The 24094-nt window shown below is 37.7% G+C and carries 25 protein-coding genes; 1 reads left to right on the plus strand and 24 read right to left on the minus strand.

Features of this window, described 5'->3' with window-relative positions:
* Positions 1-18: 18 nt before the first annotated feature.
* The 17 genes from Q0486_RS10525 to Q0486_RS10605 form a co-directional block, all read right to left on the minus strand.
* Positions 19-711 carry a DUF3307 domain-containing protein gene (locus tag Q0486_RS10525; RefSeq protein WP_299232821.1) on the minus strand — a complete coding sequence of 231 codons (693 nt, stop codon included), beginning with the start codon at positions 709-711 and terminating at the stop codon, positions 19-21.
* A complete protein-coding gene (locus tag Q0486_RS10530) occupies positions 704-1363 on the minus strand; it encodes an RNA polymerase subunit sigma-70 (protein ID WP_130085042.1) in 660 nt (219 codons plus the stop codon). The genes Q0486_RS10525 and Q0486_RS10530 overlap by 8 nt, the downstream gene beginning before the upstream one ends.
* Positions 1364-1541: 178 nt before the next feature.
* Entirely contained in the window at positions 1542-4646 is a 3105-nt protein-coding gene (locus Q0486_RS10535; protein WP_299232832.1) for a DUF3427 domain-containing protein, read from the minus strand.
* A 368-nt stretch (positions 4647-5014) separates the two neighbouring features.
* On the minus strand, positions 5015-5449 hold the full coding sequence (locus Q0486_RS10540; RefSeq protein ID WP_299232835.1) for a hypothetical protein: 435 nt from the start codon (positions 5447-5449) through the stop codon (positions 5015-5017).
* Between the two features lie 190 nt (positions 5450-5639).
* Positions 5640-6524, minus strand: coding sequence for a F0F1 ATP synthase subunit gamma (locus tag Q0486_RS10545; protein WP_299232838.1), 885 nt, complete (start codon positions 6522-6524; stop codon positions 5640-5642).
* Positions 6525-6531: 7 nt separating this feature from the next.
* A complete protein-coding gene (atpA, locus tag Q0486_RS10550) occupies positions 6532-8121 on the minus strand; it encodes a F0F1 ATP synthase subunit alpha (protein WP_299232841.1) in 1590 nt (529 codons plus the stop codon).
* Positions 8122-8140: 19 nt separating this feature from the next.
* Positions 8141-8695, minus strand: a complete 555-nt coding sequence (locus Q0486_RS10555; protein WP_299232844.1) for a F0F1 ATP synthase subunit delta — start codon at positions 8693-8695, stop codon at positions 8141-8143.
* A gap of 6 nt (positions 8696-8701) precedes the next feature.
* A complete protein-coding gene (gene atpF, locus Q0486_RS10560) occupies positions 8702-9202 on the minus strand; it encodes a F0F1 ATP synthase subunit B (protein ID WP_154044669.1) in 501 nt (166 codons plus the stop codon).
* Positions 9203-9212: 10 nt separating this feature from the next.
* On the minus strand, positions 9213-9467 hold the full coding sequence (gene atpE / locus Q0486_RS10565) for an ATP synthase F0 subunit C (protein WP_299232848.1): 255 nt from the start codon (positions 9465-9467) through the stop codon (positions 9213-9215).
* A gap of 36 nt (positions 9468-9503) precedes the next feature.
* Positions 9504-10574, minus strand: coding sequence for a F0F1 ATP synthase subunit A (gene atpB / locus Q0486_RS10570; RefSeq protein ID WP_299232851.1), 1071 nt, complete (start codon positions 10572-10574; stop codon positions 9504-9506).
* Positions 10571-10951 carry a hypothetical protein gene (locus tag Q0486_RS10575; protein ID WP_299232854.1) on the minus strand — a complete coding sequence of 127 codons (381 nt, stop codon included), beginning with the start codon at positions 10949-10951 and terminating at the stop codon, positions 10571-10573. The genes atpB and Q0486_RS10575 overlap by 4 nt, the downstream gene beginning before the upstream one ends.
* A gap of 58 nt (positions 10952-11009) precedes the next feature.
* Positions 11010-11282, minus strand: a complete 273-nt coding sequence (locus Q0486_RS10580; protein ID WP_154044673.1) for a hypothetical protein — start codon at positions 11280-11282, stop codon at positions 11010-11012.
* Between the two features lie 5 nt (positions 11283-11287).
* The gene (gene atpD, locus Q0486_RS10585; RefSeq protein WP_204400919.1) at positions 11288-12814 is read right to left on the minus strand and encodes a F0F1 ATP synthase subunit beta; all 1527 of its coding nucleotides are present in this window, start codon (positions 12812-12814) and stop codon (positions 11288-11290) included.
* Between the two features lie 190 nt (positions 12815-13004).
* On the minus strand, positions 13005-14189 hold the full coding sequence (locus Q0486_RS10590) for an ABC transporter permease (RefSeq protein WP_299233064.1): 1185 nt from the start codon (positions 14187-14189) through the stop codon (positions 13005-13007).
* 14 nt (positions 14190-14203) lie between these two features.
* A complete protein-coding gene (locus Q0486_RS10595) occupies positions 14204-14848 on the minus strand; it encodes an ATP-binding cassette domain-containing protein (protein WP_299232859.1) in 645 nt (214 codons plus the stop codon).
* 12 nt (positions 14849-14860) lie between these two features.
* Entirely contained in the window at positions 14861-16387 is a 1527-nt protein-coding gene (locus Q0486_RS10600; protein ID WP_299232862.1) for a DUF4836 family protein, read from the minus strand.
* A gap of 34 nt (positions 16388-16421) precedes the next feature.
* Complete coding sequence (locus Q0486_RS10605; RefSeq protein ID WP_299232865.1) at positions 16422-17123, minus strand: 16S rRNA (uracil(1498)-N(3))-methyltransferase; 702 nt, start codon at positions 17121-17123, stop codon at positions 16422-16424.
* 113 nt (positions 17124-17236) lie between these two features.
* Between Q0486_RS10605 and Q0486_RS10610 the strand changes: the two genes are divergently transcribed.
* Positions 17237-18253, plus strand: a complete 1017-nt coding sequence (locus Q0486_RS10610; protein WP_299232868.1) for a DUF4468 domain-containing protein — start codon at positions 17237-17239, stop codon at positions 18251-18253.
* Between the two features lie 151 nt (positions 18254-18404).
* Here Q0486_RS10610 and Q0486_RS10615 read toward each other — a convergent pair whose 3' ends face one another.
* The 7 genes from Q0486_RS10615 to Q0486_RS10645 all read right to left on the minus strand — a co-directional run bounded on the left by Q0486_RS10615 (position 18405) and on the right by Q0486_RS10645 (position 23622).
* Positions 18405-18779, minus strand: coding sequence for a hypothetical protein (locus Q0486_RS10615; protein ID WP_299232871.1), 375 nt, complete (start codon positions 18777-18779; stop codon positions 18405-18407).
* A 69-nt stretch (positions 18780-18848) separates the two neighbouring features.
* A complete protein-coding gene (locus tag Q0486_RS10620) occupies positions 18849-19169 on the minus strand; it encodes a hypothetical protein (RefSeq protein WP_299232874.1) in 321 nt (106 codons plus the stop codon).
* Positions 19170-19364: 195 nt separating this feature from the next.
* Positions 19365-20951 carry a hypothetical protein gene (locus tag Q0486_RS10625; RefSeq protein ID WP_299232877.1) on the minus strand — a complete coding sequence of 529 codons (1587 nt, stop codon included), beginning with the start codon at positions 20949-20951 and terminating at the stop codon, positions 19365-19367.
* Positions 20952-20971: 20 nt separating this feature from the next.
* The gene (locus Q0486_RS10630; RefSeq protein ID WP_299232880.1) at positions 20972-21481 is read right to left on the minus strand and encodes a hypothetical protein; all 510 of its coding nucleotides are present in this window, start codon (positions 21479-21481) and stop codon (positions 20972-20974) included.
* Positions 21482-21672: 191 nt separating this feature from the next.
* Positions 21673-22395: an ATP-binding cassette domain-containing protein gene (locus tag Q0486_RS10635; protein ID WP_299232883.1), complete on the minus strand. Its 723-nt coding sequence runs from the start codon at positions 22393-22395 to the stop codon at positions 21673-21675.
* Positions 22396-22513: 118 nt separating this feature from the next.
* A complete protein-coding gene (locus tag Q0486_RS10640) occupies positions 22514-23140 on the minus strand; it encodes an EcsC family protein (RefSeq protein ID WP_299232886.1) in 627 nt (208 codons plus the stop codon).
* A 260-nt stretch (positions 23141-23400) separates the two neighbouring features.
* The gene (locus tag Q0486_RS10645; RefSeq protein ID WP_299232888.1) at positions 23401-23622 is read right to left on the minus strand and encodes a DUF6140 family protein; all 222 of its coding nucleotides are present in this window, start codon (positions 23620-23622) and stop codon (positions 23401-23403) included.
* Between the last annotated feature and the right edge of the window lie 472 nt (positions 23623-24094).

Genomic DNA, 24094 nt, shown 5'->3' on the forward strand with positions numbered 1-24094 from the left:
TTGAAAACTGTCCATCTGTTATTTTGTTACCATTAAACCACACAGCAATGCAATTCCAAAACTCAGAAACGTTCCGGCAAGGACATATTCTGTTTTTGCTGTATCCGTGTCTTTGAATCGAAGGATGGATTTTGCCGCTATGATAAAACCGATTGCTTCATATTGTCCAATGATAACGAATATGATTGTAAGAATACGCTCTAAATTACCAATTAACGCTCCTGCATTTTTGATATTTTCACAAGACTGTGTCTCTCCAACTTGATATTTCTTTAATACCAGCTTGATCAGGATGTTTGCAGGCTTGATGCACAATAGTAACGCCAATATGAACAGAGGTATAGAGTAGCTGCCATTGCAATCCATCGATTGGATTGGCAACTTTGTTGTAGTGTCAAAGGAAAATGTCACTATAATCAATATCGCCAAATGAGCAACCTGATCAATCACAAAATTCCATAATCCTTTTGGGCTATATGTTTTGATAACATCTATCACCAGATGGGAAAAAGCAATGGCAAGGGCATAAAATCTGAATTCATAAACAGGAACAACTACCCATGATACCACACCGATAATAAGCGAATGCACATACAGGAACCAGCTTTTGAATTTCCTTTCCTCTTTCTGTGCACAGTATTTATCATTCTGAAGGTAAAAATCACCTATAACATGTGCCAATATCAGACTTAAAAACAACCAACTATTCATATCCTTCAAAATTTATCTGTTCAAAATATTTTATGGATTCTTCTATACAATACCATTTTGTAGCTGTAGAAGCATTATTTACACTGGCTTGAGATATACCCAGTTTTTTGGCAATGTCTGCCTCTTTGAAACCAAGCAGTTTATAATAAACGACTTCACTTTGGCGCACAGTCATATCATTTAATATGGCATCGGTCAATAGGGCTATAGTTTGTAAAGGGGCAGATAATTGCTTTTTACTTGTATGAACAGACATTGTTCCCTTATTCAGGGAACTCATTTCCTCAAGCGCACGTCCTGACAGATATATGGCCTCACCATCCCAAATACCTTGTTCGGTATTCACTATTCTCATACCTCCAATACCAATGGCCATACGTATTCCGTATGTATGGAAATTTTTTGTCTTTTCATTCTTAGCTGTGGAAAAAGATTTGATACAGGATTTGATTATAAAGGCTATCCGGAATACGTTTGATACATTTTGCATTACACACTCTATATAGTCCCCTTTTATTTGGCGACCTTCAAAATCAGGATAACTCACTTTTAGCAAGCCAAATAATGATTCTATCCTTTGCTTTAATCCTATAGTTTCATTCACAGACAAGGAAGTGGATGCTACTATATCCGCTGAAATTGTTGCAAACATATTATTGTCCATTAATTTGATAACAAAGATATGAATTTTCTTTTACCTCACCAATAATTATAGATTAAATAGTCTATAATCACAAGATATAGACAAATAAATCTATAATAGAAACTTATATATAATATAACCTATAATTGAGAATCTCAAATAAACTTTGAGATGGCCTTTTTTGTTTTTATATTGCTTTTACATAATATGGCATAACTGGTTCTTCTAATTTCCATGTTACATTCATTGGAAAATCACCATGAGACGAAACATAATTGACTAAACCAAAACAGTGAAAAGGACTAGTATTACCATAGCCGTCTTTCTTATTTTCACGAACAAATAATAAAATCTTACGTTGTGTTTCCATTTGCTGGGTATATCGTTTCCCTCCATCGTTCTGATGAGAGTCAAAATTCCAAGATTGCCAATGAAACAAATTCTCATTTATTACATAATCATCGTATTGTGTGGTCGGAGAAAAATCTTTATCAGATTTATTCAAAGTAACGAATAACAAAGAAGCATTATGTTCCGGTAAATGAAAAGCTCCTGTTGCTGTACCTTGCATTTTCTTTATAGCAGTCTGACGTCCAACCAACATAAAAACCTCTTCACGTGTATAACAGCCATATACCTCCATTTGTGGACAGAATAAGTTCTGCAACGGAATAGTCTTTATTTGCAAATGTTCCAGCAAATAAGATGCTATTTCTTTTATCTCCTGATTGAAGTACTTGTATTTATCTGTTTGGAGTAAAGAAAGTGCTTCATATATGCTATTAAAGCCTGATTTTTCCAACTTATCAGAAAATAAAGCATAATATAACATTAAAGCATAAGTTTCATTTTCTTGTTTAAGAAATTCGCTGTTGCCATTTACGAATCTTTGAACAAAATGCAAGAAGTTAACCGTATTATGATGTATCAAATTTGAAACTCCTTTCTCCAAGCGTTTAGTTATATGATCATCAATATAGTTAATCTTTCCAGCAGCACGTTTTAATGATGTCCAACAATTTGAACCTTGATATAATATACGAATATCCTGGCCATTATTATCAAGAAATTGTGAGATTGTCGGTATGATTTCGCTATAACTGTTTATTTCACGTATTATTCTCGTCTTATTGTAAATTGCACTTTGAATATTATCCAAAATATATTGACGAGCCAATTTCTCCATAATAATGCTACATCCATTAGGCAGCATTGTAAAACCATCTTCTATCTGCTTCCTTATGTTTTTATCAGAATTAAGTGTCAAAGCTCTGAAGCGACTGGCAAAATCATATTTACGATTTACCTGTGCGACAAAGTCCAATACCGTAAGCTCTGTTTTGCCTACAGACAGACGGAGTCCTCGTCCTAACTGTTGTAAGAATATTGTTAAACTATCCGTAGGGCGCAAGAATAGTACAGTATCCACTTCTGGAATATCAATACCTTCATTGAAAACATCAACAACACATAAATAGTGAATATTACCCTCACGTAAATCTTTCGTCAGTTTTCTACGTACATCATTGGGAGTATCAGAAGTAAGACTATGTGCGTTAAAACCATATAGAGATAATTGCTTAGCCATAAATTCTGCATGTCTTTTGTTTACACAAAAACAAAGTGCACGACATGCGTATTCATCAGCCAGATATTTATGTAATGCATCTACTATTCTTCCTACACGCTCTTTATTACATAACCTGTCAGACAATCTTTCAACATTATATTTATTTCCACTCCACAATGAATCATCTGAAAGATCCGTATTGTCTGTTATACATAAATATTGGAATGGAGTCAACAATCCTGCTTGCAAAGCTTGGGGAAGACGTATTTCAGCGCTGATATGTCCTCCGAAATCAGGACGCAAATCACGGCCATCCATACGTTCAGGAGTAGCTGTAAGGCCGATTAATATTTTCGGACTAAAATGAGTTAATAATTTTCTATAACTATCAGCCTGACTATGATGAGCTTCATCAATAACTATGTAATCGTAATAATCTTTATCAAGTAAAGAGAAAAATTCATCATATTTTGAGTTAAACATTGAAATGGAGACAAATAAATTCTCATATTCATCCTCATTTTGCGGACGATATCCTCCAACCCACAAAGAACCAAAGTTTGTATCTCTCAAAACACTCCTGTAAGTATTCAGTGCCTGACAAAGGATTTCCTCTCTATGTGCTGTAAATAAAATACGGCTACACGAATGTGTCCTTATAAAATTTTGATAATCAAAGGCTGAGATGACTGTTTTTCCAGTACCAGTAGCTGCGACTATAAGATTTCTATAGTTATGATTCTCGTCTCTTTCTACACTAAGCTTATCTAGAATCTGTTTCTGATGTGGAAGTAATGTATAACGGTGATATACGTTCTCTTCGCTACGGTTTATAAATAAATTACGATTTATCTCTTTATTAAATTTGTCTATACCTCCAATTCTAATATCTTCAAAATTTGGACTATTCCAATACATATCAAAAGTAGCTAAAGCCGTCTTGATTATGTGTGGATTTTCTATATTTGTTACACGAATGTTCCATTCCAAACCATCAGTCTGAGCTGATTTAGATAAGTTTGATGAACCTATATATGCCGTATTCATGCCAGAATTTCTTAAAAATATATATGACTTAGCATGAAGACGTTCTATATCTGTATTATAAGAAATACGAATCTCTGTATTGGGAAGTTCTAACAGTTGTTCAATAGCTTTAGACTGAGTAACTCCGCAGTAAGTAGTAGTGATAATTCTTAAACGACTTCCTTCTTTTTGAGTAAATTTCTTCAAGTCGTCCATTAAAATACGTATTCCTGAAACCTTCAAAAAAGAAACTATAAAACAGATTTCATCAGCACTAGCTATCTCACGACGAATTTCTTCTCCCAATGATAATGCACTTCCGCCACCAGTAAATAGATTACTCACACGAAAACCACTTATCGGTCTAATTGTTTGTGTTCTACTTTGGCTTTGAAATAGATATTGCTGATGTGTCATAACTTCTGTCAATAGATTCTCATAATCTACTATCTGCATTTCATCCAATAAACCGGCTTCCGATAAAATTCTATTTATCATATTTACTCGGTCTTGTTGCTCCTCTATTTCTTCCAATTTATTGCGAATCACTTTTGCCAGATAATCAGCCAATATCTGAGGAGATTCTGCAGTATCAATATTATTTTTTACACAAACAAGATTTTTAGCCTCTGTCTGTTCTATCTCTCCCCTAGTCTCTTGATTAATAATATGTTCGTATATACCTTTTTTCAGCATATTAATTTTATATTTCAAATTATATTAACCTATTAGGTTTTTACAATATGGTATCAGTAATAGATATAATTTATTAATTATCGTATATAAATATTGTAACTTGAGTTAAGACAAAGTTAATCAAAAATTTTAATGGAGTCAATTATACCAATATAATAGAATTATGTGTTTATCAAATTATTTTTCTCAAGTAAATAACAAAATTGATATAAAGTACCTAACAAAAAAACTGTACCTGCATTATCCTGAAAACAATGAGGTACAGCTACACGAATAAACTAAAAAATTAATTATCTTAAATGCTATGAGTTATCTTGCAAGCTTTTAAATATATAACAAAGTTAAGTCGATTTTGTTCATCAGTTTCATTAATTTCCATAGAAACGAGCCGGATATCCATCAAGGAGGCATTCCAAACGATTGTTACCCATAAATATATTATTCATATACGAATAATCATTCGCACCGTATTTCAGACGCAGTGTAGTATAATTGGCATCATACCAATCCCAAAGAAACGAATACGAAGATTCCTGACGAAATCCGCGATTATCTATAGTCAGAATATAATCTTCCCCTCTATTATTATCATAAAAACGTAACTCCTGACGATGAAAATCGCCATTATTGTCAGTCCATTCCTCTACCCATGTCCTGCTACATAAATAATATGTGGCTTCGCGGTAATTATTGGTTCCGTTCCCTAATTCTATGCCTATACCTACATACTCGCATGATGAGAATAAAATAGGGAATGTGGAGATTAGTGCCAAAAAAGCAATAACCTTACTTAAATTCTTCATGGTTTCCTCCTGTTCTTCTTAACTTCCTTGATACAAAAGTACACACATCTATTCACTTACTATAAAGTAAATTCCTATATTTTAAGGGGAATTTCCCTAAATGTGATAGGGATACAAGAAAGGCATTATGCCATGCTAATAAAAACAACATATCATAATGCCTTAATGTTATAGAAATTGAATGTAAATATCAGGCCATTGTTCCGCCAACAATATCAAGCAATTCGTTCGTAATAGCCTGCTGACGGCTCTTGTTATATACCAAAGTCAGCTCCTGAATCAAATCGTTGGCATTGTCGGTAGCTATCTGCATTGCCATCGTACGGGCTGCATGTTCCGATGCTGCAGCGTCAAGCAATACCGTATAAATCTTCATCCTCAGAACCTTAGGAACAAGTGATTTCATTATAGTTTCAGCCGAAGGTTCAATAATATAGTCTGAAGACTGTTCTTTTACCTCAGAGTTTTCTGTATTGCCAACCTGTCCGTTTACATCAACAGGAAGATATGTTTCATGAGTCAGAATCTGGGATGATGTTGACTTGAAGTGATTATACAGCAAATCTACTTTCTGTATCTCACCTTTCAGGAATTTACTCATGAGTTCAGAAGCCAAATCAGAAGCATCCTGATAATTTGGTTTTCCACTCATGTGCTGATAATCTCCTGCCACTTCCATTCCCATCTTCTTTACCGCCTCAGCAATTTTCCTTCCTACAGGATAAATCAGGATATTCTCCTTTCCTACTTTAGCAGAATACTCATCAACCAGAGCTGACAAATGTCTGATAACATTTGCATTATATCCGCCACAAAGACTGCTGTTCGAAGCAAAAGCCACTATCGCCACCTTCTTTACCTGTTTATTGACAGAGAAAGGTGTCTGAACAGAAACGCCGGACGCCAAGAAATCTCTCAGAATTCCATGCAGCTTGTTCTCGTATGGAAGCATATTTTCTATAGCCTCCTGAGCCTTGTGCAGTTTTGCCGACGCCACCATCTTCATGGCCGAAGTAATCTTCAGCGTACCGTTTATAGAGTTTATTCTACTTTTAACTTCTTTCAGCGATGCCATAATATAATTACTGTTTATATTGAACTGCAGTTTCTGCTGCTACTTTTTCTATAATAGCCGTTACAGCATCATTTATCTGTCCGCTGGCCAAAACATCTATCACATCTTCCTTATAGTTCACACGAAGAGTTGAAAGGAATGTATCCTGGAAGCTACGTACCTTGTCAAGTGGAACTTCACGCATCAAACCGTGTGTACCGCAATAAAGGATTGCAATCTGCTCGCCAACCGGCATAGGTGAGTACTGAGGCTGAATAAGCAACTGGTTATTCTTACGTCCACGGTCGATAGCCATAGCTGTAACTGGGTCCATATCGCTGCTGAACTTAGAGAAAGCTTCAAGTTCACGATACTGTGCCTGGTCAATCTTCAGTGTACCGGCAACCTTCTTCATACTCTTGATCTGCGCACTACCACCCACACGTGATACAGAAATACCCACGTTGATAGCAGGACGGAAACCTTGGTTAAAGAGGTCTGTTTCAAGGAATATCTGTCCGTCAGTGATTGAAATCACATTTGTAGGAATATATGCTGATACGTCACCAGCCTGAGTTTCAATAATAGGCAATGCAGTGAGCGAACCACCAGCCTTAACTTTTCCTTTCAGGCTTTCAGGCAGGTCATTCATCTGTTCTGCCACTTCCTGTTGGCTTATTATCTTAGCCGCACGTTCAAGCAAACGTGAATGCAGGTAGAAGATATCACCAGGATAAGCTTCACGTCCTGAAGGACGACGAAGGATAAGTGATACCTCACGATAAGCTACTGCCTGTTTTGACAAGTCATCATATACTACCAAGGCATGACGACCGGTGTCACGGAAATATTCTCCGATTGCAGCACCGGCAAACGGAGCGAAGTACTGCATTGCCGCAGGATCAGAGGCTGTAGCTGCAACTATCACTGTATAATCCATAGCACCACGTTCACGGAGTGCATTGACTATACTTGCCACAGTAGAACCTTTCTGACCTATCGCTACATAAATACAGTAAACCGGATTTCCTGCCTCATAATTAGAGCGCTGATTGATAATTGTATCAATAGCAATAGCTGTCTTTCCTGTCTGACGGTCGCCGATAATCAACTCACGCTGTCCGCGTCCTATAGGAATCATGGCATCAATAGCCTTCAGACCAGTCTGCAACGGTTCTGTTACAGGCTGACGGAAAATAACTCCCGGAGCCTTACGTTCAAGCGGCATCTCGAATGTCTCGCCTAAGATGTCGCCACGTCCATCCAATGGAACACCCAGAGGGTCGATTACACGTCCCAACATACCCTCACCAACATTGATGGAAGCGATGTGTTTGGTACGTTTCACTATCATTCCTTCTTTAATCTGGTCTGTAGGACCTAGCAGGACTGCACCCACATTGTCCTCTTCCAGATTCATTACCGTACCCATGATACCGTTCTCGAATTTCAGAAGCTCGTTTGCTTCAGCATTACGCAAGCCATATATACGAGCCACACCATCACTCACCTGCAACACGGTACCTACCTCATCGAATTTAAGAGAGGTATCTATACCTTCAAGTTGCTGGAGCAATACTTCCGAGACTTCGCTGGGTTTTATAGTATTATCTGCCATTCTTAGTCAATTCAAATAATTAAACTATTCTTCTGTTCTTCTCAATAAACTGACGCTTAACTTTTTTAAGCTGGTAATCGACGCTGGCATCAAGACGATATCCATCTATTTCCATAATGTAACCGCCTATAATAGAAGGATCTATCTTAGAAGTTATTTCTATCTTGGAATTAGTTCTCTGGCTACCAATTTTTTCAAGATGCTTTACCAATTCCGGAGCTTCGATTGCAGTTGTCAGTTTACCCATCAATATATGCTTCCTTTCCCTATACAGGTCAATATATGACCATGTCATGAATTGCAAGAATTTCTCCCTCTTACCATTAAGTACCAGCAAGAGGAAACGTTTCATTTCTTCAGTGACATCTTTACCTCCCGCTGCCTCAACAAGTAAATTCAATTTTTCCTGTTTCGTAACAACCGGATTATCAATAGTCCTTCTCAAATCAGGAACATTAGCAAAATGTCTGGCCAGCGTTTTTACCTCTTCATATATCTTGTCTTCATTGCCTCTGTCCATTGCAAAGTCCAACAAAGCCTTGGCATAACGCCTTGAAACAACTCCTGTATTCATACTAGGTTATTTAGAAGATTCAACCATTTCGTCCACCAACCGACTGATAAGTTCAGTCTGTTCCTTCTCATCGGCCAATTTTGTACGCATTACTTTTTCAGCAATACCTACAGAGAGTAAAGCCACCTGACGCCGGATATCGCGGATTGCACTTTCTTTTTCGGTTTCAATCTGCTTTTTCATTTCCTCCATCAAACGGTCACCTTCCAGACGAGCCTTTTCCTGGGCTTCTCTAATGATACGGTCACGCGTTTCTGTTGCCGATTTCAGGATTCGGGCTTGTTCCTCATGGGCCTGAGCCAGGATTTTCTCGCCTTCAATCTTCACGTTGGCCAATTGTTCGTTGGCTTCACGCGCTGCTTTAAGCGAGTTGTCAATATACGCCTTCCGATCGTCAACCATTTTGATGATAACAGGGAATCCGAATTTTGCCAACAAAAAGAAGACAATACCGAATACCACTACCATCCAAAACAGTAACCCCGGATCCGGAGTCAACAATCCCATAAGCTGTATATTATAAGAACAAAGTCAATAGACAAACTATAATAGCGATAAGTGCCACACCTTCTACCAAGGCAGCAACGATAATCATATTCATACGAATATCACCTGATGCCTCAGGCTGACGTGCGATAGCTTCCATAGCAGAGCTACCTATCTTACCAATACCAATACCTGCACCAATTACTGCGATTGCTGCACCAAGAGCAGCACCAAATTTACCTAAACCTGCACCAGCGGCAGCCTGTAATAAAATTGAAAGTAACATAATTATAAGTTTTAAATTTGTTTGTTTTTTAATTCATTAATTTTCTTCTTTTTTCTCTTCTTTTACACGAGAAAGGCCGATAAATACAGCCGAAAGCATAGTAAACACATAAGCCTGGATAAATGCCACCAAAACTTCAAGTGCCGTCATGAATACTCCGAAGGCAACTGATACGAATGTCATTGTGCCATTGATGAGAGGACCAATCTTCACTGTTATGAAAATTATAGCCAACAAGCTTAATATGGCTGCATGTCCTGCCATTATATTGGCAAAAAGACGTATCATCAATGCAAACGGCTTGGTGAACAATCCGAAAAATTCTATAACCGGCATCATAGGTACCGGAGCTTTAAGCCAAACCGGAACTTCCGGCCAAAACACCTCTTTCCAATATTCCTTGGTAGCAAAAGCGTTCGTAAAAAAGAAAGTAACCAATGCCAGAACAAGCGTTATGGCTATATTACCGGTAACATTAGCTCCTCCAGGGAAGAAAGGTATAAGTCCCATAAGGTTATTAACCAAAATAAAGAAGAAAGCTGTAAGCAAATATGGAGCATACCTTTGGTAATCAGGACCTATACATGCCTTTATTACATCATTATACACCATTAGCACCACAGATTCTATCATTCCTACTCCACCTTTAGGAGCACCGTTTTCTACAGGATGTTTCTTATACCATCTGGCACATCCCAATACTATCCATACCAATATGGCACTGTTTATCATAAGTGCCAAAACATTTTTTGTAATGGATATGTCCAAAGGACGTACTTCCTCGCCCGCAGCATTGCGTTCAACTATTTTTCCGTCGTATGTTCCACCTTCGGCAATGTAAAGTCCCTCATACTCACCTTCTTCAAGTCTTTCTGACGAAAACACATGCCATCCAGTACTGCTTTTCACTATTACCGGAAGCGGTATTGTGATATGAGCATCTCCTATGCTGACAATATGCCAAGAGTAGGCATCGTTGATATGTCCGAACACCAGTTCATTGACATCCACATCACCACCCTCTTCATGAGAGCTGTCTGTTGATGCAAATCCCGATGTAAAAACCATCAGTAACACCAAAGTCCATATGTAACGTACTTTTTTCATTGTTTCTGTTTTAGTTTTTTCTTCTTTTTAAGTCTCAGTTCGATATTTGTAAAATATACAGTTTCAAATATGAGAAAAGATATGTAGAACGCCATAAAGGTTGCTATAAAAGGCAAAACTTCATGTCGCACAGCAAAACAGTATATAGCTACTATCAGTACACTGACAAGAAACTTTGTTCCTTTACAAACCAGAAACAGTGGAACCATCTTATCTTCTCCCAACCGATAAGCCAGAGAAAACATGTTAATGTAGAACAGACCGAAGAGGTAAAAAAACACAGGAATGGCAGGAAACCATGGGAAATACCTGTCTGGTATAAACAAATGGTAAATCAAACCTATCACAACAGACAATATCAAAGTCAATATTGTCATTTTTTTTATAAATATCCTCTTTGCCTTGAGCAAAAACATGTTTTTCAGATTTTTCGGTTTATAATTCTACGCACACTGAGACCAAATTATCTTTAACCTCAACGAATCCTCCTGTAATTTTCAATCTTTGCGTATCTCTCTGCACCCTGTAATGTGCCTCGCCACACTGATAGACCACTTCACCATCCTTTAATGAAGATATTATCGGAGCGTGGTTTACAAGCACCTGGAATTTTCCTAGTTCACCCGGAAGTTCCACCCAGTTGACAGGGCCATCGAAAAGAGTACGCTCCGGTGAAATAATCACCAGATGCAAATTCTTCCTGTCCATAGGCGTTATGCTTTAGCAGCCTCAAGCAGCTTCTTTCCTTTCTCTATGGCATCTTCTATAGTTCCTACATTAAGGAATGCCTGTTCCGGCAAGTAGTCAACCTCACCGTCAAGAATCATCTTGAATCCCTTAATTGTATCTTCTATTGAAACCATAGCACCAGGAACACCTGTAAACTGTTCTGCCACTGCAAACGGCTGTGAAAGGAATCTCTGTACCCTACGAGCACGGTTCACAGTCAGACGGTCTTCGTCAGAAAGCTCATCCATACCAAGGATAGAGATAATATCCTGAAGCTCTTTGTTACGCTGAAGAATCTGTTTAACCCTCTGTGCTGTCTCGTAATGTTCCTTGCCCACAATCAGCGGATCAAGGATACGCGATGTAGAATCCAGCGGGTCAACAGCAGGATAGATACCAAGTTCGGCTATCTTACGGCTCAACACAGTAGTAGCGTCAAGGTGAGTAAATGTAGTAGCCGGAGCAGGGTCTGTCAAGTCATCGGCAGGCACATATACAGCCTGAACTGATGTGATGGAACCATCCTTGGTAGAAGTAATACGTTCCTGCATTTTACCCATTTCAGTAGCCAGAGTAGGCTGGTAACCTACAGCCGAAGGCATACGTCCCAAAAGAGCTGAAACCTCGGAACCTGCCTGAGTAAAACGGAATATATTATCGATAAAGAACAAAATATCCTTAGGACTGTTTTCTTCAGTCTTGCGGTCACGGAAAGATTCGGCAAGTGTCAATCCTGACAGTGCAACTGACTGACGTGCACCAGGAGGCTCGTTCATCTGTCCGAACACCATCGCAACCTGCGATTTCTCTACTTCCTTATAGTCAACTTTCGACAAATCCCAGTTGCCTTCTTCCATACTCTTCTGGAATTCCTCTCCATAGCGGATAACGCCTGATTCAATCATTTCCCTAAGAAGGTCATTACCTTCACGGGTACGTTCGCCCACACCGGCAAAGACAGAGAAACCGTTATGTTTCTTTGCGATATTGTTGATTAACTCCTTGATGAGCACAGTCTTACCTACACCGGCACCACCAAACAATCCGATTTTACCACCTTTCAGATACGGTTCCAAAAGGTCAATAACCTTAATACCTGTAAAAAGTACTTCCTGAGTTGTTGCCAAATCCTCAAAACGTGGAGGCTCGCGGTGTATAGGGAAACCGTCCTTCTTGTCCAGTTCGGACATTCCGTCTATTGTCTCTCCCACTACGTTCATCACACGTCCTCTGATCTGTGCTCCCACCGGCATGGTTATAGGCTGTCCGGTAGGTACAACTTCCATTCCGCGTTTTAGTCCGTCTGTACTATCCATTGCTACTGTACGTACAGTATCCTCGCCTATATGCTGCTGCACCTCAATAACCAATGTACGACCGTCCTTACGGACTACAGTCATTGCATCGTGTATTTTCGGCAGTGCAACTTCGGCATCCAATCCCTCCAGATTGAAGTGGACATCCACAACCGGACCAATTACCTGCGAAATATGTCCAACGATTTTTGACATAAACTAATCTGTTAAATAATTATCTTAATTGTATATCGCAAATTTAATATATTATCCAGTAAAGATGTACCATAATGTAACATTTTTTAGCCTTAAGATAATGTTATAGGACATAATATATGAGAATTATCCCATAAAGATTTACATATAATCACACCACATAAAGACTTTTTAAACTCAAACAAGCCTTTTAAAGTATAGAATTGATCTTTCTCCTTATAGCAATAATATTATAAACTGATACTACCACAAACAAAAGTACACCACTGAAGCATGCGTACATAATATTTCCTCCACTTTCCACTGTAATAATGTCAGAAAGCGCATCCATATATATACCTCTTATAAATAGCAAAATAATTACAGACAGTACCAGAACCGAAAAATTCATAACTATTGTCAATATCTGGTATGGTCTTGCCACCCTCGAATTGCTATATCCTATAAGAATAAGATTTTCCAACTTGTCAGTATTCTTCTGTAATAACAGATATATACTCAATAATAATATGTAGAATGAAAGCAAGCTAATAACTATCCCTACAGTCATCACCACTCCTACAGCCAGTTTCAGAAACCACGTAATCTTTCCTGCATCCAGCTTGTTATCCTCAGTCTCGTAACCGTTGTCACTGAAATATTCCGCTATCCTCTCATCAGCAGGATTGTCCACCTCAATTATAAGCCTTGACGGTTCCCACGCCTTATTTCCGCCGTATGACGCATTGGCTGCACTCATAAATGCTTCCGGAACCAGTATAGTATTAAGTCTGTTGGAGAATCCCACAATGCGACCTTTCTTCACCTCCCGCATACCATTGCCTGATATATATAAATTGAGCGACACCAGTCCGACCATGCCTTCAGACAGTTGTGGCAAATTCCTGCTTCTGGCAAACCCGAAATTATAAAGATTGAGATAATTGCGAGGTATTATGATTGGAATTTCCTTCTGTCCTTCTGTGTATCTCCACGACTCAGCTTTCACGTCCACGAAATTATCAGGAACCGATTCAAGAAACATTGCCGTAGACATATCCATTCCTCCGAAAGAAATACCCGCCGACACCTTAAACTGAGCAGGCTGGAAGGCTCCGACTCCTACAGTAAATGGCTGCGATTCCAGTTCTTCCATTTCGTACGTAGAAAAAGTACCGCTCTTTCCGGCAAGACTTCCCAACGTGCTGACCTTCTTTGTCACTACTATATAATCTTTCTTAATAAAACTGTCCTCCTGCGTAAACACAGGCGATACATCATTATAGAACTGTATCCCCAACATCACTATCACCATGCCGCACAGGTTGGCAATAAAGAACCCCGCCAGCTGCGCCACACTGATATGTTGTTTTAATAATCTCCAAAGCATCTTGATATCCTCTATAAGTTTTAAAGTTTTATTTCGGCATCATAATTCATATCCAGACGACGGCCTATGGAAGTTACAACAACTCCCACTCCCCTTTCACGGATTTCACTGTCAAGAATTTTAGCCATAACACTTCCGTTGGCATCGTCCAGATGACTAACCGGCTCATCCATAAACAGGAAATCTGAAGGCTGACACAACATTCTGACGAAAGCCACCCTTTGCTGCTGCCCGAACGACATCCGTCCTACAGGTTCAGCCCACTTGTCATCTATTCCAAGCATAGAGAACCAACTTCTTATCTGTTCCTCATCCCTGAAATGCGTCAGATTATTTTTCAGAATTACATTCTCACCAGCCGTAAGCTCAGGAAACAGACGCAGTTCCTGAAACATCATTCCAAGGTTCCTCTGCCTCACATCAGTCCATCTGTCACCCGACAGACTTCTGACATCAGTGTCATCAAAGCGGATCGTACCTTCATAATCCTTTCTGTATCCATAAATAAAACTGCAAAGTGACGATTTACCCGTACCAGAAGCCGCTTCTATCAAATAAGACTTTCCTTTCTCAAGCTCCAGTTTCTTACGCCACACGCCAGAAACAAGATTCTCACGTCCGGCAAAAACATCCGGAAGCACATTATCCAATTCTATCCTATACACCTTTCAGTACATTTAATTATTTAATAATACAGACAGCGGATTTCTGTTCTTGTCCTTCATTATAATTTCAATATGAACATTACTGCCGTCAGCACTCTCCACTGTAAGATAATCCAGCCCACCAAAGAAAGCCAGCACCGAAGCCATACTTCCCTTAAGTTTACTTAAATCGAACAAACGGTCCAAAGAAGTCAGATCAGAAACCATAAAGAATCTTTGTCCTTTCACTCTTTCTCCCCATTCACGATTTCTGAGTGAAAGTCCCAACACACGCCTGTCTATCAGAGATTCCTTGTTGGTCACATAAAACTGTCCATCCTTAATTCCTATCCATAAAGCCAGATATCCGAGAGCTAGCCCTACCAGGCTTCCGTCCACGGTCTTGAATTCATACCCATTGTCGCCATGGTTTCTGAGTATTACCTGTCCTCCGGACAGTGCAGCCATAGACTTAAGAGTCTCAAAAGACTTGAGGAAGGCATCAGTAGTGACATCTGCAAAAGCTATAAATTCTCTTCCGTCAGGACCTGACATACCCAAAGCCACATCACCCTTAATTGCACTGAAGACAGAACCGAAATCAAGCGGTATCATAGACTTTTCGAAATACCTTCTGACAGAAGGATTCTCGCATATAAAATCATAGAATTCTCCTCCTTTAATATTTGCCGTCGCCCAAAACGGAGTATTTTGAGGGAATACATCCAAATAACTACCTTCAATATCCGATGTCACCATCTGTTTCTTTTCCAGAATACCCTTCATCACCTTGTCAGCGACCATCATCTCAACATCCATTACAGTCTTTCCGGTAGTAAAATCCACCGTAGAAACGGCCTTAACATCCTTCAGACGCATTTCTGCCGATACTCCCATTATAAGAGGATACACAGCTTCATGGGGCAACACATCAAGCGAACTCCATACTATTATGTCGCCTTTCTTCTGCTCCATAATTTTAAAATCGTCCGAAGCGGAGAAACCTTCACCGTTTTTCTGGCGCAACCACATAGACGCCTGCCTAACCAAAGACTTCGGATCCGAACCCTTATTATCTGCCACCAGCACCATTGCGCCATCATTATATGCCAATAACCAGTTGCCCACCACAGTCCATTCACATCCGTCAGTTTCTTTTACAGGCAAACAAATCTGTTGTTTTTTCAGAGCTTCAATAAGTTCTTCAAGCTTATCCCTGTCAGTCACTTTGACAAGCAATCCTCCCATTTTGGCCTGTTCACCCATGAAGAGATAAATTTTCTCTTTCAGTCCAAGTCCACTTTCTTCAGCATCACGGAAAATCTTCTCAACAAGAGCCTCCGAACCAACCAGTCCACTCTTCACCATATTCTCAAATCTGGAAACGACAGCTTTGTCGGCTTTATCACCACTCAGCCTACTTTTCTCCGACATTGAATTTGCATCAATGGCTACCACAGCCGCCGATTTTGCCGGTATTGCATTTCTATAATCCGATGTACTGCCACAAGCCGCCATAAATAGAGCCAACACCGGAACAGACAAATATTTCAATTTCATTTTTTCCTGTTTGATATTAGTTTTTAGATATATCCTATTCAGCATTCATAAGATTCATAGTATGAACAGCCACCAAAGCCGCAGTTTCAGTACGCAAACGAGATTTACCCAGACTTACAGGCTTGAAACCTTTCTTTATCGCCATTTCCACTTCCTCTTTACTGAAATCACCTTCCGGACCAATCAGCACCAGAGCATCATTGCCAGGCACTATAGCATCCTTAAGCAGAACTTTCTCTCCCTCATTACAGTGCGCAATAAACTTGTCACCATTAAAGTCCATTTTCATAAACTTATCGAAGTCAATCATCTCATTTACAACGGGCTTACGTGCCTTTAGCGACTGTTTCACAGCCGAAACAACGATTTTTTCAACCCTCTCTGTCTTTATCACCTTTCTTTCCGAGTAACGGCAATTAAGGAAAGTAATCTCGTCCACCCCTATTTCAGTTGCCTTTTCTGCAAACCACTCTATGCGGTCCATCATCTTTGTAGGCGCCATAGCTATATGCAGATGTCCTTTCCACAAAGGTTCCTGAAAAGTTTTTTCAATAATCCTTACCTGGCATCTCTTGCCCGAAGCAGCACTAATGGCAGCCTTATAGAAATACCCTTTACCATCGGTCAGAGAAATCTCATCTCCTATATTGAGTCTTAAAACTCTCAAACAGTGCCCCGCTTCTTCAGCCGGAAGCTCTGAATCAGTAAGTATGTCCGGTGTATAAAATACGTGCATAATAATATACTTGAAATTAAAAACGAACAAATGTAACTATTTTTCCGATACTTCAGAGACTGAAAAGATTTTTTTTGTAAGTTTGCTGCTGTTAACAACAAAACAACCCAAACATGAAAAATCTACTTTTACTAATCCTGGCATGTTTACCTTTTTTCGCCACAGCAAAAGACAATAAAAAGGAAGATAATTCAAATCCCAAATACCTAGTAGGAGCAATTACCATAAAGGACAACAGAATTGTTTTCGAAGATGAGATAAGTGTTCCGGCAATGAATAAAGAAGAGCTATACTCAACCATGATGCAATGGGCAGAGAAACGCTTCGTTCCAGATGGAAAACTTACCAGCCGTGTAGTGTACAAGGATGAGGAAAAAGGAGAGATTGTAGCATCAGCCGAAGAATATATGGTATTCAGTTCTACAGCCCTTTCGCTTGACAGAACAAGAATATACTATCATTTTTACATCAAGACCGATAATGGAAAATGCAATCTCAGCATGAGCCGTATCAGATACTGGTACGACGAGAACCGTGACGGAGGCGAACGCTATACTGCCGAAGAATGGATAACTGACGATATGGCGCTTAATAGAAAAAAGACAAAACTGGCTCCAATCTGTGGAAAGTTCCGTCGTGAAACTATTGACCTTAAAGATGCTCTTTTCGCCTCTGTAAAAGATTGTTTAGGCCAAAAATTTCTTGACAATAAGTCTACAAACACTAAAGTAGAACAAAAAACAGGCAAAGTATCAGTTTCCGAACTACCAAATAATCTTACACAAATAGCATCAAACGGAAAACTTACTATAAAAGCAAACAATAAAGAAATACAGCTTGATTCTAACTCATGGGGTGGATTTGGAAAACTTTTCAACAAAGATGTAGCATATATACTTATCGACAAAAAGCAGTCGGAAATATGCAGTAGTATGGAAAGTTCATCCACATACACAATATCATTCTATAAATCTACTCAATCATCAAAAGCCGAAGTAACAATTGAGTGCAAGAAGACTATGACTCAGGAACTTTCAGCCGAAGAGTTAAAATCACTTAATCAAGACATTGACACAGATAAAGAATACATAATGTATATCTGTGAAGTCACTTCAGCTATGATTAATTGATTATTTTTTCAGTATGCTATACTGAAAGACTTTAACCACATACATAAACTCCTATTTTTGTAGAATTCAGCAAAAGTAGGAGTTTATTTTTTGTGCAATATTGGTTATGGGCGCAAAAATATAAATAATCAAAATTGAGTTTTGACAGGGTTTAAGGAATGCTTACATCATAACTTACATATCCGCCACAATCATACACAGAGATTTCCATACTTGGGAAAACTTTTCTAAGCCTCCAATAATATATGATAATCTCACAATCGTCAAGTGTTCTGTCACGTTCTAATTCATGGTAAAACTGTGGAGAAAGAAACCTTATCCATTCCAATAAAGACGCGGTAGATTTCACGATACATTTCTCCCGTTTACGGTTTAACACTTTACGGACAAAAGCCTTTTGTTGATATGCCTTTGGAGGATATTTTATGAAGCCTTCCTCATTGCTGATTCTAAGAATTGCACGAAAACTTCCGCAAAGCTCTTCACCGCAAATACTTTTCAAGCTTTTTACCATCTCTACGTTCATACGCTCAAATCTTTTACGAGAGCAATGAAAAATCCTATTTTCTATCTCTTCCGTCCCCAAACGGTTGAATCATCCGTCTTGCAAAAGAAACCTTTCAGTACAATACCGCATTTCCCGAACGAACCAATGTCTGGCGACCTTATCCCTATCCAGTCCGTTAAGCATATCAAAATAATCATACATGCTTTCAACCTTGCACTGATCAAAAACATACGTGCTGCATCTCAAATAATCATAACCGTTCACTCTGACTGTATTACCACGCCCTTTATAATCCACCTCATAGACAGTCATATTATGCTCGTAAAAGTATATCCTGATTGAATAATTTTTGTTACTGAAACGTTTTCGTCCCAACAACATAGCTTTTTTAAAAACAACTTTCCTCATACTTGTAAATACCCAATCCTGAAGTACCACATTTCTGACGAATGTCCTCAAATGCTCGCCTAAAATGTACCAAACAAATTAACGATTTTATAATCTCCAACTGTTTACATGTCTCGATAAACGTCGTACTAAACACTACAGAGTTGCTCATTCCTCTAACGCTTCAAAAGAAATGTAGTATTGTTATTGTTAGTATTAAGCATAGAATAATAAACAGAATATTAGACCCAAAAATAAAACAACAGCTATTAACCAATAAAAGGACTTTGACTTTCCAGACTTTAAACTTTCAGTTATAAAGTTATTATTCTTATAAGCAGATAACGGATAAAAATCAACATTTAATTCAAAAGTATAATCACTATTTTCTTTAAACAACCTAGTCTTATCCATATCGACTTTTCCATTCCCTTTTGCCATAAGGGTCTTAAAATCTGCCTCTAATTGTTTTTTTTCATTTTCATTAACTAAAGTATTTTTCTGAATAGAGAGGTAATCATGATGATGTATCAATGTACCTTGACTCCTTTGTAAAGCCATTTGTTGCCAATCCGCTCTATGACTATACCAAACCAATCCTTCAGGTACACATGGAGGAATAGAAGATCTTTCAAACTCTTGATTACGAACAAACTCATTTTTAATTCTCAGATATTCTTCACTTTCCGAAAACATTGAACCTTTTACATTCGCTTCTGTAGTTTTGAAACCACCTCCTGCTTCAATATCCAACTTTCGTTTCTGATTTAAACTTTTTTCATTACCCCTACTATCAGTTATTGAAAGCTTCTTGGCTCCCAATGCCTGCAATAGTACACAAAGTTCTTTTACTTCGTCCCTAAACAATTCTAATTGATAATCTTCAACAGGAAGATACATCTTAGGCTTTAAAGGGTGACAAATATACATTTGTTTGTCAATCGGGTGTCCTACAGGAAATTGAAGTTCAGTAGGAATACTATTTATGGTCAAAACCTTAAAAGAGTCTGGCAAATAGTGAAGTTCGTTATCTATTACCAAAAACTTTCTTTGATTTTGTGGTATTTCCAGAAAATGTTCTGCATAATGTAAATTCTGCTCCTCCAACTTCATCAGATATTCCTGTTGAGTAAAGAAAAAAGAATCTCTTTTCTCAGACTCTTTACAATAAATCAATTCTTGCAATGCTTTATATTTATCATTAGGAGTACGTCCTTCACCCAAAATAATTCCACGCAAAGCATGAGTGTTAGGGTCGTCAAACAGTTTAAGTGATTCAGAAATCGCATTTAAAGCTTCATTTACATTTCCCAACAATTTGAACTGAGAAAAAGCAAGAGTATCAAACAGAGTAGCTCTTAAAACTTCTTCCGAGACTGAAGGTAAAGAAGCAGCCAATTCATTCACAAATTTAATCTTTTCGCTTTCAGGTGCATCAATCAATGTTATACTCTTATCCCTGTATTCTTTTACTATGCTGATTTGACGTTGCTCCTCTTTATAAATTACTGTTTCATCCTCGTAATCATTATCTGTTGACCATTCTTCTCCACAATTTGGACAGACAAAATGATATTTATCACCAAAAACAGAATCTGCAGCTCCTCTAACAATATCAGAAGGCAAACGTGCCGCTCTATCTATTGCTCTTCCCAATCCTTTAAAGCCAAACCAACCTCCAACTTTTTCCATTAATCCTCCATCAGATTCTAAAGCTTCATCTATTGGATGTATAGCTCTATCAAACATATCTCTTTTCTCGGCTTCAACCCATTCTCCACATTTTTTACAACGTTGTATCATAACAAAATTTTTATTTAAGATTAAATTATTTTACACCTGCCATGATAATTTGATAAACTTTCTTTAAACTCATCCAGTAGTTCCTTTGATTCGAATGATAACTTCTGAGGCAAATTTGCAATTAAATACTCGTATTGTTCAGATGTTAAACCACCATATGATGTAATAACCCTTTTAGTATTAAATCGACACCACCAAGAAGACATATCAACATAGGTAACCAAACAACTATATATACCTGAATCCTTAATCTGCCTTTTTCTAATATTAACAGGTGCATCGTCATTCCAAACATACTCTTCTCCCTCAATAGAAGTTACATGAAAAGTTTTATGACATCTACTACATATGTAGTTAGTTGGTATATAATCTCTGACACATTTACTATTAATATGATTTATACCAGCCATACCAGCTAAAAAGCTTAATCCTCCACCAATAGCCATACCAATACTTTCCTCAATATAACCTTCGGTTGTCCTTTTCACTTTTGTACTATTACAGTATGGACATTTACTTACCTTTGCCATTTCTTTACTATTTTAAATCCTTATTACCTAATATCAAACAAATCTCTATTCTTATCAAACAATTCATAATAAGCACGTACATTTTCCAATTTATACCATTCATTTACACATACAAGAGTTGAATCCCAATCATATATTCTTGCTCCCGACATTGACAATATGAACGGCGAATGGGTAGCTATTATGAACTGTCAACCAAACTCACGTACGGCACCTCGCAAGAAATTCGACAATTCCATTTGCCATTGTGCCGACAGGCTGTTCTCTGGTTCATCGAACAATATCAAAGAATCATCCTTGACAGAATCAACAAAAAATCTAAAGACTGTTTCTACATTTGATTTTTCCTCATCCGCTTTTCTCAATTTTGAACTGACATAACGAGAAGTAATATTCCCAATACTGATTTTGTGATTCTTATAATAATCTTTCAATAATTGTTCCCTATCATTATCTTTCTCAAGATTATTCTTCCTATTTTCAAGTATATACTTAAAAACGTCATCACTAGTTATTATAACACCTCTCTTTAAATTAATAGCACCGTCATACAACTCATAATCACACACTTCAACATATTTATCCCAAAAAGAACTTCTATAAAAAAGGGAAGTTCTTGAAATCCGCAATTTTTCTGCAATAAGGTTAAGCAATGTTGTTTTACCTGAACCGTTTTCGCCATAAAGAATGGTTATATCATCAAATTCCAACGGACGTAAATCTTTTCCGTAAAAAGTTTTCCATGGATACCAACTGTTAAAACACGGGACCCTGCATGGAATAGACACATTACCAAAACCAGAAATTTCGTCAAGCAAATTTTCATATGTACTACCAATTTCATTCAATTCAAAAATATTCACCTTACTGAACCATGAATCCTTTGGAATTGCAAAATTTCTTAAGTAAGCCATAACACTAATTGCTTAATATTGATTCATAACCGTACAAATCGAATTAAGATATCGAGCCGTCACATACTAATTTTTTATTAAAGTATAAGATTAAACTTAGTTACAATGTATTCATATCTTAATCCAGTGTTGAAATAAAAACATCCCTTGCTATATTTCCGATTTTCTTTGTCGAGACCAAATCTACTCCACCTCCGATTATACCTCCCAACAAAGGAACAACCCTTCCAAGATTTACTAATCCCTTTTGACCGAACTTCGTCAATAATCTAAAACCTACAGCTTGATTAATTTTTGTTATAATTGCAACAGGTATTTGTTGTATGGCTTTAACCGCTACCTTTTGTCCTAATTTTATTCCAAAATTCTTTAAGACCTCTTTACAAGAAGATGCGACCAAACAAGTATATACTAATGATCTAACCCTATCATCTTTCACATCATACCCACCCATTATGGCAATTGCAGCAATCATTCTCACTTGTACAAATAATACAGATGTTATATTTGCAGGAAGTGTCACCGGTATTGTCAATAGTCCACCTATACCAGTTATAAAACCGCTAGTTGCAGCCTTACAACATTGCCAATTGATTAATGAATTTGCTTTACTCAAAAAAGAATTTTTCCCTTTCATATAATCATCTGCTAGTTCATAAGCAGAGTCTAAACCTACAACACCATTCACTGCCTTATCATAAGCAAAATCCAAACTTTTTCTTATAATGTCATAATCTAATTTCATATCGTAAAGTGTTATTTCCTTGATAATCTTATTAATAGCAACTTTTCGTCAATCTTATTTTACTTATTATCTCCATTTGCTCCCAAATCTCTTTATAGAAAGACTTATACATAAATCCCAATAATGGATATGTCCTTATACTTCCACAACGCTTACAAGGTTGAGGAACTGAATAAATTGTCGCACAAAATTCGATATCTGGTGCAAAAAAATATTTTTCCACATTTAGAATTCCTCTGGTCATAATGTTTTATAATATATCAACCTATCCTTTCCACATCCAGATAAACCATACTAAGTGCCCCAGCCTTTTTTATATCAACCCCATATATGCGATTGAAAGCATCTACTACAGGCTGGCCACCATTTGTTGAAACCGGATTACTGAATGAATTTGACACTACATCTACTGACATTCCTTTCTCAAGACGAACTCCATTGGAGACCTTCAACTGCTTTACTGTAATTCTGAAAAGTGGCATAGATACCTCCTTATGTTTTTCTTAAAAATACCCGCTATCCCCAGAAAAGGCATTATGTTTTCATTAGTATAATTTTAATATAATAAGAAAGGCGTGAGGACTTGTCTGCTTTAAACATCAAAATCAGGTATCGCCAAACAGCACATCGGAATGAATAAAGAAACAATCAAGCCACACCGTTTTTGTATGTAAAAAATCATGTGCCTATAAAATCTCACATGACATACATATACAAAAATCGTGAGCGTCATATTGTCTTAATCCTCCGATTAGAAACTGGCGATTTCGATTTTAGGATAAAGCAAAAAACGCTTTCTTATGTAAACACCGGACCATTTCCCCAGTCGGTGTATTGCAAAGATACATTTTTTGTTCAATATGACGCTCTTTTATGGGTTTATTTTTGAAAATAACTTAAAAACACTTTGCAAAGCATTTGCAAACTCTTTTCAAACACTATTTAAATACCATT

Origin of the sequence: uncultured Bacteroides sp. (genome assembly GCF_937912035.1) — a bacterium.
GTDB lineage: Bacteria > Bacteroidota > Bacteroidia > Bacteroidales > Bacteroidaceae > Phocaeicola.

Bases quoted from the DNA above. Each gene is read 5' to 3' on its own strand.
- Q0486_RS10525 (WP_299232821.1), bottom strand. From the start codon at position 711: ATGAATAGTTGGTTGTTTTTAAGTCTGATATTGGCACATGTTATAGGT.
- Q0486_RS10530 (WP_130085042.1), bottom strand. From the start codon at position 1,363: ATGTTTGCAACAATTTCAGCGGATATAGTAGCATCCACTTCCTTGTCT.
- Q0486_RS10535 (WP_299232832.1), bottom strand. From the start codon at position 4,646: ATGCTGAAAAAAGGTATATACGAACATATTATTAATCAAGAGACTAGG.
- Q0486_RS10540 (WP_299232835.1), bottom strand. From the start codon at position 5,449: ATGAAGAATTTAAGTAAGGTTATTGCTTTTTTGGCACTAATCTCCACA.
- Q0486_RS10545 (WP_299232838.1), bottom strand. From the start codon at position 6,524: ATGGCATCGCTGAAAGAAGTTAAAAGTAGAATAAACTCTATAAACGGT.
- atpA (WP_299232841.1), bottom strand. From the start codon at position 8,121: ATGGCAGATAATACTATAAAACCCAGCGAAGTCTCGGAAGTATTGCTC.
- Q0486_RS10555 (WP_299232844.1), bottom strand. From the start codon at position 8,695: ATGAATACAGGAGTTGTTTCAAGGCGTTATGCCAAGGCTTTGTTGGAC.
- atpF (WP_154044669.1), bottom strand. From the start codon at position 9,202: ATGGGATTGTTGACTCCGGATCCGGGGTTACTGTTTTGGATGGTAGTG.
- atpE (WP_299232848.1), bottom strand. From the start codon at position 9,467: ATGTTACTTTCAATTTTATTACAGGCTGCCGCTGGTGCAGGTTTAGGT.
- atpB (WP_299232851.1), bottom strand. From the start codon at position 10,574: ATGAAAAAAGTACGTTACATATGGACTTTGGTGTTACTGATGGTTTTT.
- Q0486_RS10575 (WP_299232854.1), bottom strand. From the start codon at position 10,951: ATGACAATATTGACTTTGATATTGTCTGTTGTGATAGGTTTGATTTAC.
- Q0486_RS10580 (WP_154044673.1), bottom strand. From the start codon at position 11,282: ATGGACAGGAAGAATTTGCATCTGGTGATTATTTCACCGGAGCGTACT.
- atpD (WP_204400919.1), bottom strand. From the start codon at position 12,814: ATGTCAAAAATCGTTGGACATATTTCGCAGGTAATTGGTCCGGTTGTG.
- Q0486_RS10600 (WP_299232862.1), bottom strand. From the start codon at position 16,387: ATGAAATTGAAATATTTGTCTGTTCCGGTGTTGGCTCTATTTATGGCG.
- Q0486_RS10605 (WP_299232865.1), bottom strand. From the start codon at position 17,123: ATGCACGTATTTTATACACCGGACATACTTACTGATTCAGAGCTTCCG.
- Q0486_RS10610 (WP_299232868.1), top strand. From the start codon at position 17,237: ATGAAAAATCTACTTTTACTAATCCTGGCATGTTTACCTTTTTTCGCC.
- Q0486_RS10615 (WP_299232871.1), bottom strand. From the start codon at position 18,779: ATGAACGTAGAGATGGTAAAAAGCTTGAAAAGTATTTGCGGTGAAGAG.
- Q0486_RS10620 (WP_299232874.1), bottom strand. From the start codon at position 19,169: ATGAGGAAAGTTGTTTTTAAAAAAGCTATGTTGTTGGGACGAAAACGT.
- Q0486_RS10625 (WP_299232877.1), bottom strand. From the start codon at position 20,951: ATGATACAACGTTGTAAAAAATGTGGAGAATGGGTTGAAGCCGAGAAA.
- Q0486_RS10630 (WP_299232880.1), bottom strand. From the start codon at position 21,481: ATGGCAAAGGTAAGTAAATGTCCATACTGTAATAGTACAAAAGTGAAA.
- Q0486_RS10635 (WP_299232883.1), bottom strand. From the start codon at position 22,395: ATGGCTTACTTAAGAAATTTTGCAATTCCAAAGGATTCATGGTTCAGT.
- Q0486_RS10640 (WP_299232886.1), bottom strand. From the start codon at position 23,140: ATGAAATTAGATTATGACATTATAAGAAAAAGTTTGGATTTTGCTTAT.
- Q0486_RS10645 (WP_299232888.1), bottom strand. From the start codon at position 23,622: ATGCCACTTTTCAGAATTACAGTAAAGCAGTTGAAGGTCTCCAATGGA.